General features: G+C 64.0%; 12 protein-coding genes. 9 read left to right on the top strand and 3 right to left on the bottom strand.

Annotated elements, in window-relative coordinates; translation table 11 throughout:
* Positions 1-232: 232 nt before the first annotated feature.
* From JNC62_RS04725 to JNC62_RS04735, 3 genes are all read left to right on the top strand, one after another.
* On the top strand, positions 233-958 hold the full coding sequence (locus JNC62_RS04725; protein ID WP_374836457.1) for an autoinducer binding domain-containing protein: 726 nt from the start codon (positions 233-235) through the stop codon (positions 956-958).
* A gap of 111 nt (positions 959-1,069) precedes the next feature.
* A complete protein-coding gene (pyc, locus tag JNC62_RS04730; RefSeq protein ID WP_374836459.1) occupies positions 1,070-4,525 on the top strand; it encodes a pyruvate carboxylase in 3,456 nt (1,151 codons plus the stop codon).
* 100 nt (positions 4,526-4,625) lie between these two features.
* Positions 4,626-5,171: a GNAT family N-acetyltransferase gene (locus JNC62_RS04735; protein WP_374836461.1), complete on the top strand. Its 546-nt coding sequence runs from the start codon at positions 4,626-4,628 to the stop codon at positions 5,169-5,171.
* Between the two features lie 15 nt (positions 5,172-5,186).
* Here JNC62_RS04735 and JNC62_RS04740 read toward each other — a convergent pair whose 3' ends face one another.
* From JNC62_RS04740 to acnA, 3 genes are all read right to left on the bottom strand, one after another.
* On the bottom strand, positions 5,187-5,579 hold the full coding sequence (locus JNC62_RS04740; protein ID WP_374836463.1) for a DUF2794 domain-containing protein: 393 nt from the start codon (positions 5,577-5,579) through the stop codon (positions 5,187-5,189).
* A 477-nt stretch (positions 5,580-6,056) separates the two neighbouring features.
* Positions 6,057-6,824, bottom strand: a complete 768-nt coding sequence (locus JNC62_RS04745; RefSeq protein WP_374836465.1) for a DUF1223 domain-containing protein — start codon at positions 6,822-6,824, stop codon at positions 6,057-6,059.
* A 172-nt stretch (positions 6,825-6,996) separates the two neighbouring features.
* The gene (gene acnA, locus JNC62_RS04750; protein ID WP_374836466.1) at positions 6,997-9,690 is read right to left on the bottom strand and encodes an aconitate hydratase AcnA; all 2,694 of its coding nucleotides are present in this window, start codon (positions 9,688-9,690) and stop codon (positions 6,997-6,999) included.
* 270 nt (positions 9,691-9,960) lie between these two features.
* On the opposite strand from acnA, the gene ccmA reads away from it, so the two are divergent.
* From ccmA to JNC62_RS04780, 6 genes are all read left to right on the top strand, one after another.
* Positions 9,961-10,608 (top strand): heme ABC exporter ATP-binding protein CcmA, encoded by a 648-nt coding sequence (gene ccmA / locus JNC62_RS04755; RefSeq protein ID WP_374836468.1) that lies wholly within the window; start codon positions 9,961-9,963, stop codon positions 10,606-10,608.
* Between the two features lie 193 nt (positions 10,609-10,801).
* Positions 10,802-11,461, top strand: coding sequence for a heme exporter protein CcmB (ccmB, locus tag JNC62_RS04760; RefSeq protein ID WP_374836469.1), 660 nt, complete (start codon positions 10,802-10,804; stop codon positions 11,459-11,461).
* A gap of 60 nt (positions 11,462-11,521) precedes the next feature.
* Positions 11,522-12,301: a heme ABC transporter permease gene (locus JNC62_RS04765; protein ID WP_374836470.1), complete on the top strand. Its 780-nt coding sequence runs from the start codon at positions 11,522-11,524 to the stop codon at positions 12,299-12,301.
* A complete protein-coding gene (ccmD, locus tag JNC62_RS04770; RefSeq protein WP_374836472.1) occupies positions 12,298-12,459 on the top strand; it encodes a heme exporter protein CcmD in 162 nt (53 codons plus the stop codon). The genes JNC62_RS04765 and ccmD overlap by 4 nt, the downstream gene beginning before the upstream one ends.
* A complete protein-coding gene (locus JNC62_RS04775; protein ID WP_374836474.1) occupies positions 12,456-13,067 on the top strand; it encodes a DsbE family thiol:disulfide interchange protein in 612 nt (203 codons plus the stop codon). The genes ccmD and JNC62_RS04775 overlap by 4 nt, the downstream gene beginning before the upstream one ends.
* Before the next feature lie 253 nt (positions 13,068-13,320).
* Positions 13,321-14,781, top strand: coding sequence for an MFS transporter (locus tag JNC62_RS04780; RefSeq protein WP_374836476.1), 1,461 nt, complete (start codon positions 13,321-13,323; stop codon positions 14,779-14,781).
* Positions 14,782-14,795 lie beyond the last annotated feature (14 nt).

Genomic DNA, 14,795 nt, shown 5'->3' on the forward strand with positions numbered 1-14,795 from the left:
CGACGCGGTATGGCCCCGGTCCCTGGACGGCAGTCAGCTCGGGGACATTTCCAGCGATTGCGGGATGCTATGTGCCGGTCGATGAATGGACGCTGAACGGTCCGTTGCCAAATCGGTTTAACTTGGTAAACGAATAGGGTGGCGGACGTTTTGTCCGATGAAGCTCGCGCTGCGGGCGACGATATTATGGTACATATGTATTGGGGGGACCGCGTGGCCGGTCAATTTCATAATGAACATCAATCTTCTCGTTCAGTTCATCGGATTGCTCGATGAGCTCACCCATCGGAACGAAATCATTGCAGAGTTCGAAAGGCTGATAGAGCTCTACGGCTTCGAGTACTATGGGGTGATCCGGCAGATTCGGCTAAGCGACGACCCGATGGATCTCGTCATTTCCGGGCGCTGGCCGGATCGGTGGCCGGAGGTCTATATCCGCAAGAAATATATCATCATCGACCCGACGATCCTTTATATGAACCAGGCCCGCGGCGGCTTTCGCTGGCGCGATACGATTGCGGCCTTCCGCGCGAACCCGCATCGGAAGCGGATGGAGCGGATGATCGTCGACGCCCGCAACCACGGGCTGGAGGACGGCTACATCTTTCCGGTGCATGCCCGCCGTGGCCTGGTCGGCAACATCACGCTCGGCGGAAAGCCGGTGGATCTCCACCCCGCCGAGATCGGCCTCTTCGACTGCGTGGCCAAGAAAATGTTCTGGAAGCTGCAGAATGCCGACGGGACCGAGAACCCCGACGTGAAGGTTAACCTGACGCGGCGGGAGATGGAGGCGCTCGGCCATCTTGCCGACGGGATGACATCGCACGAGATTGCCCGCGTGCTGTCGATCTCGAACCACACGGTCGACTGGTACATGGCCGGCATTCAGGAGAAACTGAACGCGAAGAACCGTCATCATGCGGTTGCGCTCTCCTTTCGGCTGGGTCTGATCTCCTAACGTCGCAAATCGTCAGGTGGCGACCTCAAATTTGAGCTTTCATTTTGCACGCGCTGGTGATCTTGTTCGCAGCCGCAGCATCAATGTGTTCAAGTCCATGAGGAGTCCGACTTGCCCATCTCGAAGATCCTGGTCGCCAACCGTTCCGAAATCGCCATCCGCGTCTTCCGCGCGGCCAATGAACTGGGGCTCAAGACGGTGGCGATATGGGCGGAGGAGGACAAGCTCGCGCTGCACCGCTTCAAGGCAGATGAAAGCTATCAGGTTGGTCGCGGGCCACACCTTGCCCGCGACCTCGGCCCGATCGAAAGCTACCTGTCGATCGACGAAGTGATCCGTGTCGCCAAGCTGTCCGGCGCCGACGCCATCCATCCGGGGTACGGCCTGCTCTCCGAAAGCCCGGAATTTGCCGAGGCCTGCGCCGCAAACGGCATCACCTTCATCGGGCCGAAGCCGGAGACGATGCGCCAGCTCGGCAACAAGGTCGCCGCGCGCAACCTGGCGATTGCGGTCGGTGTTCCCGTGGTTCCGGCGACCGAGCCGCTGCCCGACGACATGGACGAAGTTGCCCGCATGGCCGAGGCGATCGGCTATCCGGTCATGCTGAAGGCCTCGTGGGGCGGCGGCGGGCGCGGCATGCGGGCGATCCGTGATCCGAAGGACCTCGCCCGCGAGGTCACCGAGGCCAGGCGCGAGGCCAAGGCCGCCTTCGGCAAGGACGAGGTCTATCTGGAAAAGCTCGTCGAGCGGGCCCGTCATGTCGAGAGCCAGATCCTCGGCGACACGCATGGCAACGTCGTTCACCTGTTCGAGCGCGACTGCTCGATCCAGCGGCGCAACCAAAAGGTCGTCGAGCGCGCCCCGGCGCCCTATCTCAGCGAGGCGCAGCGGCAGGAACTGGCCGCCTATTCGCTGAAGATCGCCCAGGCGACCAGCTATGTCGGCGCCGGCACCGTCGAGTACCTGATGGACGCCGACACCGGCAAGTTCTACTTCATCGAGGTCAATCCGCGCATCCAGGTCGAGCACACCGTCACCGAGGAGGTGACCGGCATCGACATCGTCAAGGCGCAGATCCATATCCTCGACGGCTTTGCCATCGGCACGCCGGAGTCGGGCGTGCCGGCGCAGAAGGATATCCGCCTCAACGGTCACGCGCTGCAGTGCCGCATCACCACCGAGGATCCGGAGCAGAACTTCATTCCCGACTATGGCCGCATCACCGCCTATCGCGGCGCCACCGGATTCGGCATCCGCCTCGATGGCGGAACGGCCTACTCCGGCGCGGTCATCACCCGCTACTATGACCCGCTGCTGGAAAAGGTCACGGCCTGGGCGCCGACGGCAGAGGAAGCGATCCGGCGCATGAACCGGGCCTTGCGCGAGTTCCGCATCCGCGGTGTCGCCACGAACCTGACCTTCCTCGAGGCGATCATCGGCCACCCCAACTTCCAGAATGCCAGCTACACGACCCGCTTCATCGACACGACGCCGGAACTGTTCCAGCAGGTTCGCCGCCAGGACCGTGCGACGAAGCTTTTGACCTATCTGGCCGACGTCACCGTCAACGGCCATCCGGAGGCCAAGGGCCGGCCAAGGCCGTCGGACGACGTGGCCCGCCCGGTCGTGCCGTTCTCCGAGGGGCCGATCGCCGCGGGCACCAAGCAGAAGCTCGATGAACTCGGTCCGCGGAAGTTCGCCGAGTGGGTGCGGGCCCAGCCGCAGGTGCTGGTGACCGACACGACGATGCGCGACGCGCACCAGTCGCTGCTGGCGACCCGCATGCGCACCTACGACATCGTCCGCGTCGCCGAGACCTATGCGCGCACGCTGCCGCAGCTGTTCTCGCTCGAATGCTGGGGTGGCGCGACCTTCGACGTCGCCATGCGCTTCCTAACCGAAGACCCGTGGGAACGCCTCGCGATGGTGCGCGAGGGCGCGCCGAACCTGCTCTTGCAGATGCTTTTGCGCGGCGCCAACGGCGTCGGCTACAAGAACTACCCGGACAACGTGGTGAAATACTTCGTCCGCCAGGCGGCGAAGGGTGGGATCGACGTGTTCCGCGTGTTCGACTGCCTGAACTGGGTGGAGAACATGCGCGTATCGATGGACGCCGTGGTCGAGGAGAACAAGATCTGCGAGGCGGCGATCTGCTACACCGGCGACATCCTCAATGCCGCCCGGCCGAAGTACGACCTGAAGTACTACGTGGCCCTTGCGGCCGAACTGGAGAGGGCGGGCGCGCACATCATCGCCGTGAAGGACATGGCCGGGCTGCTAAAACCGGCCGCGGCGCGGGTGCTGTTCAAGGCGCTGCGCGAGGCGACCGACCTGCCGATCCACTTCCACACCCACGACACGTCGGGGATTGCCGCCGCAACGGTGCTGGCGGCCGCCGAATCCGGCGTCGATATCGTCGACGCCGCGATGGACGCGCTGTCCGGCAACACCTCGCAGCCGTGCCTCGGCTCGATCGTCGAGGCGCTGCGCGGCTCCGAGCGCGACTCCGGCCTCGACCCGGAATGGATCCGCCGTATCTCCTTCTACTTCGAGGCGGTGCGCCATCAGTACGCGGCCTTCGAAAGCGATCTGAAGGGGCCGGCGTCGGAGGTCTATCTGCACGAAATGCCCGGCGGCCAGTTCACCAACCTCAAGGAGCAGGCGCGCTCGCTGGGACTGGAGACCCGCTGGCACGAGGTGGCGCAGGCCTATGCCGATGCCAACCGCATGTTCGGCGACATCGTCAAGGTGACGCCGTCGTCGAAGGTGGTGGGCGACATGGCGTTGATGATGGTCAGCCAGGACCTGACCGTCGCCGACGTCGAAAACCCCGCCAAGGACGTCTCCTTCCCCGAATCGGTCGTGTCCATGCTCAAGGGCGATCTCGGCCAACCCCCGGGCGGCTGGCCGCAGGCGCTGCAGACGAAGGTGCTGAAGGGCGAGGCCGCCTACACGGTACGACCGGGCTCGCTGCTGCCGGACGCTGACCTCGACGCCGAGCGCAAGGCCATCGAGACCAAGCTCGAGCGCAAGGTCACCGACTTCGAATTCGCCTCCTATCTGATGTATCCCAAGGTCTTCACCGACTATGCGCACGCCGCCGAGACCTACGGCCCCGTCAGCGTGCTGCCGACGCACGCCTATTTCTACGGCATGGCGCCCGGCGAGGAACTGTTTGCCGATATCGAGAAGGGCAAGACGCTCGTCATCCTCAACCAGACGCAGGGCGAGGTCGACGAGAAGGGCATGGTCAAGGTGTTCTTCGAGCTGAACGGCCAGCCGCGCCCGATCAAGGTGCCGGACCGCAACCGGGGCGCATCGAGCGCCGTCCGCCGCAAGGTGGAGACAGGCAACGCCGCCCATCTCGGCGCGCCGATGCCGGGCGTCGTCTCGACCGTGGCGGTCGCCGCCGGCCAGTCGGTCAAGGCCGGCGACGTGCTCCTGTCGATCGAGGCGATGAAGATGGAAACGGCGCTGCACGCCGAGAAGGACGGCGTGATCGCCGAGGTGCTCGTCCGCGCCGGCGACCAGATCGACGCCAAGGATCTGCTGGTCGTGTTCGGTTGACCGGCAGGGGGCAGCCCCGCCGCTGTCCCGGCTTGCTTTTTCAATCATGCGAGGAGGCCGACGCCGTGTCTCCTCGTGCAAATCAGTGGGTTCATGGCCGATGAATTATACGATCCGCACCGCCGACACCGGCGACCTTCCCGCCATCACCGAGATCTATCGCGAATCGGTGCTGCACGGCGTCGCCAGCTACGAAATCGATCCGCCACCGCTTGAGGAGATGCAGGCCCGCTTTTCGGCGATCATCGCGGCGGGGTACCCCTATATCGTCGCCATCGACACAAGCGGGGTCATCCTCGGCTATGCCTATGCGTCGGCTTTCCGCACGCGCGCGGCCTACAATTGGCTGGTCGAGGATTCGATCTACCTGGCACCGGAGGCGCGCGGGCGAGGCATCGGCAAGGCGTTGCTTGCCGAACTGATCGCGCGCTGCACGGCGCTTGGATTTCGGCAGATGGTCGCAGTGATCGGTGGCGCGCATCCGGCATCGATCGCCGTCCACCGGGCGCTGGGATTCGAGCACGGCGGCCTGATGAAGGCGAGCGGGTTCAAGCATGGCCGCTGGCTCGATACGGTGATCATGCAGCTTGCGCTGGGCGAGGGGGCGTCGAGTGAACCCAAAGCGGCTATTGCCACGGCAAAATGAACAAATGACCAGCGCCTAAGTCTTGATGAGCTTCAGCGCCTTGTCGAAAACCTTGAGAACCTGATCCAGTTCGTGCCCGCGCTTCAGGATCATGCCGTGGGCATTGAGCACGCAGTAGGCGCCCTGCTTGGCCGCGAGCTTGGGGTTCTTCTCGACGCGATAAAGCGGCATCTCGCCGGAGCGCTTGAAAATCGAGAAGATTGCCTTCTCATGGGTGTGGTCGATCGCATAGTCGCGCCACTCGCCCTCACCGACCATTCGCCCGTAGATCCTGAGGATGGCGTCCAGTTCCCTGCGATGAAAGGTGACCGGGACAGGGTCCTTGTTGCTGCGGTATTCCCTGAGGTCAACGACGTTCGGCCCCTGGGCACCGGTCTCTCCCGGCGACGAATCCGGCGTTTCAGTCATCGAGTCTCCGCTTCGATGCGACAAGTCGATGACAGTGTGCCTGACCTGAACCGAATTGCAAGCAATTAAGCCACCGACCAAAGAGGCGACGTTGCGCCTTCGCTCGTGGCTTGCCTTGCTGCACCGCGGCAGCCTCTTCGCGGCGGGATCGTTGCGCCCGGTGCGCGATCGGTCTCGACGGCTGCAATCGGGCCGCGTCATCTCGTCCAGCCGTTAACAACTGCGGCGACGCAAATAGCGAAGATGCCGCATTTCAGACAAAACCGCGCCTAAATTTTCGGGGAAAGTCCAGTTGCTGCCCCGCAGCCGAGCCGCTTTGCATGTGCGGGAAATCGGTCGGCCACTGGGGATTTGCGTCGAAGCTGTTCCTGTATTCCGTTGCCGGAAGCTTCGTCAAGGTCCGGTCCGGCGTGTCTTCGAACCCTCAAGCCCCAGCCCCTCGAAGAACCCGGCCGGACCGCTCCAGACCCTCGAAGCTCAGCGACGATTTGCGGTCTCAGACACCGCGCTGTTCGTCATGACGAAGGCGCCCACTATTGCGCCGGGTGTGTCCGCCGTATTCATTCGCTGCAGCAGGATGGCGCAGCCGCCATTGCCCTTGCGGTTGAGCAGGTTGGCCGGCAGCACGAGGCTGGTTTCCTTCCCCTCCCACATTCCCACCGTTTCGATGTTGGTCACTGCGTGCCAGTAATCGACCCGCCGTCCCCGATTTTCGCCGTCCTCGATGTCGACCGCCTGCTCGCCGTCAAAATATGCGATGATGACATTCGCCTTGCCCTGGCCGCTGCCGATGCGGATGCGCATTTCATCCTGGACGATGATGACGGATACATCCACCGACAAGCCGCGTCCCTGGGTGCTCAGCGATTCCAACTGATTTCGAATTTGCGTCAGATCGCCGCCGTTGACGTGTTCGCGTCCGTTGATCACCGCCTGCGGCGTGTACACGCTGCCGCGGCCGAACATGCGCGCATAGGAGTATTGCCGCTCGGTGTTCTCCTTGGACGACATCGTGTCGGTCCAGCCGAGATAGTTCCAGTAATCGACGTGATAGGCCAGCGCCACAACGTCGCCCTCGCGGATCAACGTTTCCAGCGCCTTGTCTGCCTTCGGACAGGATGAGCAGCCTTGGCTGGTAAAGAGTTCGACCACGCCTTTGGGCTTGTCGTCTGCCACGGCCGCCGTGGCTGCTGCGGAAACGGCAAGCAGGCACGAGAGGCAACCAAGAATGACCAGTTTTGGCATGAATCCTTCCAGGCGATGCACCGAACGACCGCTTTTCGGCCACCGTCATACCCGCTTGCCCGGTCAACAGGAAGTCACGATGGAGTGAAAGTCATACGATTGGACTGTGCTACGGAAAGGAAGATGCCGGGGCGTGGGCCCCGGCATCCATGGGCTGAAAATTCAGTCGAAATCAGGCGGCGAGATCGCGCAGAACGGTCTGCAGGATGCCGCCGTTGTTCATGTAGGTGACCTCGTCGAGCGTGTCGATGCGGCAGAGGATCGGAACCTCCTTCACCGAGCCGTCGCCGTAGGTGATCCTGGCGATCTTCTTCTCGCGCGGCTTGATCTCGCCTTCGAGGCCGTCGATCTCGACCAGTTCGTCGCCCTTGAGGTTGAGGCTGGCCCAGGTCGTGCCTTCCTCGAAGACGAAGGGCACGACGCCCATGCCGACCAGGTTGGAGCGGTGGATGCGCTCGAAGGACTGCGCGATGACGGCCTTGACGCCGAGCAGGTTGGTGCCCTTGGCCGCCCAGTCGCGCGACGAGCCGTTGCCATATTCCACGCCGGCGAAGATGACGAGCGGAACGCCCTCTTCCTTGTACTTCATCGCCGCATCGTAGATCGACATCTCTTCCTTCGACGGATAGTGGATGGTGTAGCCACCTTCCTTGCCGTTCGGGCCGAGCATGTGGTTGCGGATGCGGATGTTGGCAAACGTGCCGCGCATCATCACCTCATGGTTGCCGCGGCGCGTGCCGTACTGGTTGAAGTCGGCAACGCCGACGCCGTTCTCAAGAAGATAGGCACCGGCCGGCGAAGCCGCCTTGATCGAACCGGCCGGGGAGATGTGGTCGGTGGTGATCTTGTCGCCGAAGAGACCGAGGACGCGGGCGCCCTTGATGTTCTTCAGGCCAGAACCCTTCTTGCCCATGCCGACGAAGTAGGGCGGGTTCTGCACGTAGGTCGACTTGTCGTCCCAGGCATAGGTCTGGCCGGCCGGAACCTGCACCGCCTGCCAGTTGGCATCGCCCTTGAACACGTCGGCATACTTGGACGCGTAGAGTTCGCGGGTGACGTACTTCATGATGAAGTCCTGGATCTCCCTGGAGGAGGGCCAGATGTCCTTCAGGTAGACCGGCTGGCCGTTCTGATCCTCGCCGATCGGCTCCTTGGTCAGGTCCTTCTGGACCGTGCCGGCAAGCGCGTAGGCGACGACGAGCGGCGGGGAGGCCAGGTAGTTGGCCTGGACGTCCGGCGAGATGCGGCCCTCGAAGTTGCGGTTGCCGGAGAGAACGCCGGCGGCGATCAGGCCCTTGTCGTTGATGGTCTTCGAGATCGGACCCGGCAGCGGGCCGGAGTTGCCGATGCAGGTCGTGCAACCGAAGCCGACGAGGTTGAAGCCGAGCGCGTCGAGGTCCTTCTGCAGGCCGGACTTCGCCAGGTATTCGCCGACCACCTGCGATCCGGGTGCCAGCGAGGTCTTGACCCACGGCTTGGTCTTCAGGCCCTTGGCGATCGCGTTGCGGGCCAGCAGGCCGGCGGCGATCAGTACGCTCGGGTTGGAGGTGTTGGTGCAGGACGTGATCGCGGCGATGGCGACGTCGCCGTGGCCGAGATCGAAGTCGGTGCCTTCGACCGCGTAGCGGTTGGAAAGCTGGCCGGGCTTCTTGTAGTCGTTTTCGAGCGCTTCGGCGAAGTTCGGCGCGATCGTCTCGAGCGGCAGGCGGCCTTCGGGTCGCTTCGGACCGGCCATCGACGGAACGACGTCGCCGAGGTCGAGTTCGAGCGTGTCGGTGAAGACGAGGTCGGAACCGTCACCCTCGCGCCACATGCCCTGTGCCTTGGAATAGGCTTCGACGAGCGCGATCCGCTGTTCTTCGCGGCCGGACATGGTCAGGTAGTTGATCGTCTCGGCGTCGACCGGGAAGAAGCCGCAGGTCGCGCCGTATTCCGGACCCATGTTGCCGATGGTGGCGCGGTCGGCGAGCGTCATGTTGTCGAGGCCCGGGCCGAAGAATTCGACGAACTTCGAGACGACGCCCTTCTTGCGCAGCATCTGCACGACGGTGAGCACGAGATCGGTCGCCGTCACGCCTTCCTTCAGCTTGCCGGTGAGCCTGAAGCCGATGACTTCCGGCAGCAGCATCGAGACCGGCTGGCCGAGCATCGCAGCTTCCGCCTCGATGCCGCCGACGCCCCAGCCGAGAACGCCGAGGCCGTTGATCATCGTCGTGTGGCTGTCGGTGCCGACGCAGGTGTCGGGGTAGGCGATCGTCTCGCCGTCCTCTTCCTTCGTCCAGACGGTCTGGCCGAGGTATTCCAGGTTGACCTGGTGGCAGATGCCGGTGCCGGGCGGAACGACGCGGAAGTTCTTGAACGCCTGCTGGCCCCACTTCAGGAAGCGGTAACGCTCGCCGTTGCGCTCGTATTCCAGCTCGACGTTGCGGGCAAAGGCGGTGGCGGTGCCGAACTCGTCGACGATGACCGAGTGGTCAATGACGAGGTCGACCGGCACGAGCGGGTTGATCTTCTCCGGATCGCCGCCGAGCGCCTTGATGCCGTCGCGCATGGCCGCCAGGTCGACGACGGCGGGAACGCCGGTGAAGTCCTGCATCAGCACGCGGGCCGGGCGATAGGCGATCTCGCTTTCGACGAGGCCCTTGTTCGAGAGCCAGGCGGCGACGCTTTCGATGTCCTTCTTGGTGACCGAGCGGCCGTCCTCGTTGCGCAGCAGGTTCTCGAGCAGCACCTTCATCGAATAGGGAAGCTTGGAGACGCCGGGCAGACCGTTCGCTTCCGCCTTCGGCAGGCTGTAGTAAACATAGTCGACACCGCCGACTGTGAGGGTCGAGCGACAGTTGAAGCTGTCTAGGGACTTGGACACTGGATACCCCGTTCCGTCTGATCGCCAAAAACTGACGTACGAACGCCCGTGCGCCGGAGAGGCGCGAAATGGGATGCGGGTGCGGCCATTTCCGCTGTCCGTACGCGGAAGTCATTTCCGGGTTCGGCGCTTGGATGATAAATCACGCCGACCGCTGGCGTGTTGCCGGCCTTATAGATAATTTCCAAGGAACGATCCAGTGCGCCGGTCCGCGGATCGCGAGAATATTTGTGCAATGCGACCAAGGTCGTAACGGGAAAGTGAGAAGCGATGCGCCTCGTTGCCGAGGACCTCAGTGCGAAACGAGGCGAAGAGCTGATATTTCGGGATGTTTCCTTCGAGATCGAGACCGGTAGGGCCCTCGTGGTGAAGGGACCGAACGGATCCGGCAAATCGACGCTGCTGCGCGTCGTCGCCGGGCTTCTGCCGCGCGAATCGGGCAAGGTCCGCTTCAGCGGCGAAGGGTCGCAGGAGATCGAGACCGTCGCCTCGGCCTGCCATTACCTCGGCCATCGCAACGCGATGAAGCGGGAACTGACGGTCGTGGAGAATCTGCGTTTCTGGAAGGTCTTCTTCGGTGATTCGGCCGGCGGCAACGGGATGGGCATCGAAGAGGCGGCGGACGCCGTCGGCCTCGGCGGCATCGTGCACCTGCCGTTCGGCTATCTCTCCGCCGGCCAGCAGCGCCGCATGGCGATGGCGAAGCTGCTCGTCGCCTGGCGGCCGGTATGGATCCTCGACGAGCCGACGGCGGCCCTGGACACAGCCGCTGAAATGATGTTCGCGGGTCTGGTCAAGGAGCACCTTAAGCGCGGCGGGATCGCGCTTGCGGCGACGCACCAACCGCTCGGGCTCGGTGAAATGGCGGAGTTGCATATGACCGGTTTCGACGGGGCAATGGCGGAGACCTGGGAGTGATGAGGGAAGTCCGGACCTCCAGCTCGACCCTATTGGGACAGCGCAGTCTGCCACTCACCCGTCCCCTCTCACCGCAGGCGGGGAGAGGGGACCCGGGGCACTATGGCATCGCTCCTCCGTCCCGCTTGCGGGGTGCCGGCAGGCGGATGAGGGGCTGTGTTGGCTGGGTGTGCACCGTGCAGGAACGTGCCATATGACCGCGCTTATGCTTCGCGACCTGAAACTGTCCGTGCGTGCCGGAGGCGGCGCGATGATTGGCGTGCTGTTCTTCATGACGGTCGTCGCCGTCATTCCGTTCGGGGTCGGCCCGGACCTGAACCTGCTTGCCCGCATCGGCCCGGCGATCCTGTGGATCGGGGCGCTGCTTGCTTCGCTGCTCGGGCTTGACCGGCTGTTCCAGGCGGAGCGCGAGGACGGTTCGCTCGATCTTCTCTTGATGCAGGACACGCCGCTGGTGCTGACGGTGCTGACGAAGTGCCTGGCGCACTGGATCGCCACCGGCCTGCCGCTGGTGATCGCCTCGCCGCTCCTGTCGCTGTTCATGAACATGGAGGTTGCGGCGATCGGCGCCACGGCGCTGACGCTGCTGGTCGGCACGCCGGCGATCACCTTCATCGGGGCGGCGGGGGCGGCGATCGCCGTCGCCCTGCCGCGGGGCGGGCTGCTGGTGTCGATCCTCGTCCTGCCGCTGGCGATCCCCGTCCTCATCTTCGGCGTCAGCGCCGTCTATGCCGCCGTGCAGGACCCGGCGCCGTTCCTGCCGCCCTTCCTGATCCTGACGGCATTGACGCTCGCCTTCGCGGTAATTGGCCCGGTCGCGGCGGCCGCGGCACTTCGCGCCTCGACGGATTGATGCAAATGTGATTGATGCGCGTCAATTGAAGCCGTGGGGTGAAAGCGTTAAAAGGCGCATATGAGCGAACAGAGCCTGGCCATCCGCAAGTTTTCCGACCTTGCCAATCCGACGCGGTTTCTCGCGCTGAGCAGCATCTTGTGGCCGTGGCTGGCGGCTGCGGCCGCGCTCCTTTTCGCCGCCGGACTGTACCTCTCATTCGCCACGGTCGGCGACTATCAGCAGGGCGACACGGTGCGGATCATGTACATCCACGTGCCCGCCGCCTGGCTGTCGATGATGTGCTACTCGGTGATGGCGATGTCGGCGCTGGGCACGCTCGTCTGGCGCCATCCGCTCGCCGACGTCTCTGCCAAGACGGCAGCACCGATCGGTGCCTGCTTCACCTTCATCGCGCTCGTCACCGGCTCCTTGTGGGGCAAGCCGATGTGGGGCACGTGGTGGGTCTGGGACGCGCGGCTGACCTCCGTCTTCGTGCTGTTCCTGATGTATCTCGGCCTGATCGCGCTGAACCGCGCCATGGACGATCCGGCGCGCGCCGCAAAGGTCGGCGCCATCCTGATCCTGGTCGGCTTCGTCAACATTCCGATCATCAAGTTCTCGGTCGAGTGGTGGAACACGCTGCATCAGCCGGCGAGCGTGATCCGGCTGGACGGCCCGACGATCGATCCGGAATTCCTGCGCCCGCTGCTCGTCATGGCGGTCGCGTTCACGCTGCTGTTCTTTACGCTGCACATTCTGGCGATGCGCAACGAGATCCTGCGCCGGCGCGTTGCGACGTTGCGCAGGCTGGCGGCGCGCGCCGCCGGATCCGAACGCCGGGAAAGGGGCCGGCGATGACGCACTTCGCCTATGTCCTGGCGGCCTATCTCGCCACCGCCGCGACCGTGGCCGGCCTCGTCCTCTGGGTCTGGCTCGACGGGCGCGCACGGCGGCGGGAACTCGCAGAGCTTGAGGCCGCCGGCATTCGCCGCCGTTCCGCAGCGGAGACAAAATGAGCCAGCCCACCGATGAAAGACCGGCCGGATCACGGGCGCGGATCCTGCTTGCGCTGATGCCGCTGGTCATCTTCGCGACGCTCGCTGCGATCTTCTTTCTGCAGCTGAGTTCTGGGCGCGACATATCCGAGATCCCCTCCGCGCTGATCGGCACCAAGGCGCCGTTCCACGATCTTGCGCCTTTGGAGGGGGCGACCCGCAACGGTGCGGCCGTGCCCGCGCTGACGGCCGAGGCGGCGAAGGGCAAACTCACCCTCGTCAATTTCTGGGCATCCTGGTGCGTGCCGTGCCGCCAGGAGCATCCGGTCATCCTTGCATTATCGCAGGATCCGAGGCTGACGGTGCTCGGCGTGAATTACAAGGACGGCACCGAGAACGCGCTGCGCTTCCTCGGCGAACTCGGCAATCCCTATGCGGCCATCGGCATCGATCCGAACGGCAAGATGGCGATCGACTGGGGTGTCTACGGCATTCCGGAATCCTATCTCGTCGGCCCGGACGGCACGATCCTCTACAAGAAGGTCGGTCCCTTCGACGAGAACAGCGTCAAAACCGGGCTCATGCCGGCGATCGAGAAGGCGCTGGCTGCTTCGGCGCAAGCCGGCTGAGTTGCTGCCGGACACCGCTCCTCCCTCATGCCGGATGGCTAAGGCGTGCGCTTCGCTGCCCCGGCGCTGCAATCAGTCGCTGACCGCTATCGTCGTGTCATCGCCGCCAGAACTTGTGCTGCGGTCGACAAGCGGGGCTTCACATCCGTTTCCGCAGTCATGGCTGTAGAATAAAAACGAAATGCGTGGCACTCTGGTGCAAGCTGGACACCTGTTCCCGCGCGGTGTGCAGAATGGGCGAAAGGAGACTTTCGTGAACCGGAGCGCAGAAACCTACCGCGGCAACGACCGGCTGCTCTACGGCATCATCCTCGGCGTTCTCGCCTTCTGGCTGTTTGCCCAGACGACGCTGAACATCGCCCCGACGATGGCCGCCGATCTCCAGGTTGATCAGTCCTTCATGAACATCGCCGTGTCGATCACGGCCCTGTTTTCGGGCATCTTCATCGTCGTTGTCGGCGGCCTGGCAGACAGGGTCGGCCGCGTCAAAATGCTGGTCCTCGGCTTTGTCTTCTCGATCGTCGGCTCGCTGCTGGTGGGACTCGCCCCATCGGGAGCGCTGGGCGGCACCTTCCTGATGCTGGGCCGGATCTGTCAGGGTCTCTCCGGGGCCTTCGTCATGCCGTCCTCGCTGGCGCTGGTAAAGGCCTATTGGGATGGCGCCGAACGACAGCGCGCGATCTCGCTGTGGTCGATGGGATCCTGGGGCGGCTCGGGCTTTGCGGCGCTGTTCGGCGGGCTGATGGCCGAGAACGTCGGCTGGCGCTGGATCTTCATCATTGCCGCCGTGGTGTCGCTGATCGGCCTGCTGATGGTGCGCGGCACCCCGGAAAGCAAGGCCCCTCCGAAAGAAGGCTACAAGTTCGACCTTGCCGGCGTGCTGACTTTCATGGTGACCATGGTTGCCCTGCAGATCTTCGCGACCCAGGGGGCGAAGTTCGGTTGGACCAGCCCCGCCTCGCTCGGCCTGCTGGCCGTGGCCGTGATCTTCGGCATTGCCTTCTACCGGATTGAATCCGGCAACCCCAACGCCTTCGTGCAGTTTCGCCTGTTCCGGAACCTGACCTATACCGGCGCCACGATCTCGAACCTGCTCTTGAATGCGACGGCGGGGATCATCATGGTGGCGATGCTGCTGCTGCAGGAGGGCGGCTCGATGACGGCGCAAAGGGCCGGTCTGCTGACCATCGGCTACGCCGTCACCATCATGGCGTTCATCCGCGTCGGCGAAAAGCTGCTCCAGCGCTTTGGCCCGCGCAAACCGATGCTGTGGGGCAGCTACATCGTCGGGCTGTCGATCCTGTTGCTGATGCCGACCAACCTGATGCTGGGCCCCTATACGGTGCTGGCCGTGATCGCGTTCTCGCTCTTCGGACTTGGTCTTGCCTTCTATGCCACGCCGTCGACCGATGCGGCGCTGTCGAACCTGCCCGAGGATCAGGCCGGTGCCGGTGCGGGCATCTACAAGATGGCCTCGTCGCTCGGCGCGTCCTTCGGCGTGGCGATCTCCTCGACGATCTACACCGCGATCGCCGGCGATAACGAGGCCATTCGCTGGATCGAAGGCGTGATCACGTTCGTCGGCCGGCAGGAAAACCTGGCTTCGCGCGAGGCGGCGTTTTTCGCGCTGTTGGCCAATCTGGTGATGCTGGTTGCGGCGGTCGTTTCGATCGTGCTCACCGTGCCGAAGGGCAAATCCGGCGAGCGCAGCTGAACCCCGCCTTGCGG

Origin of the sequence: Mycoplana ramosa, from assembly GCF_041930185.1 — a bacterium.
Lineage (GTDB): Bacteria > Pseudomonadota > Alphaproteobacteria > Rhizobiales > Rhizobiaceae > Mycoplana > Mycoplana ramosa.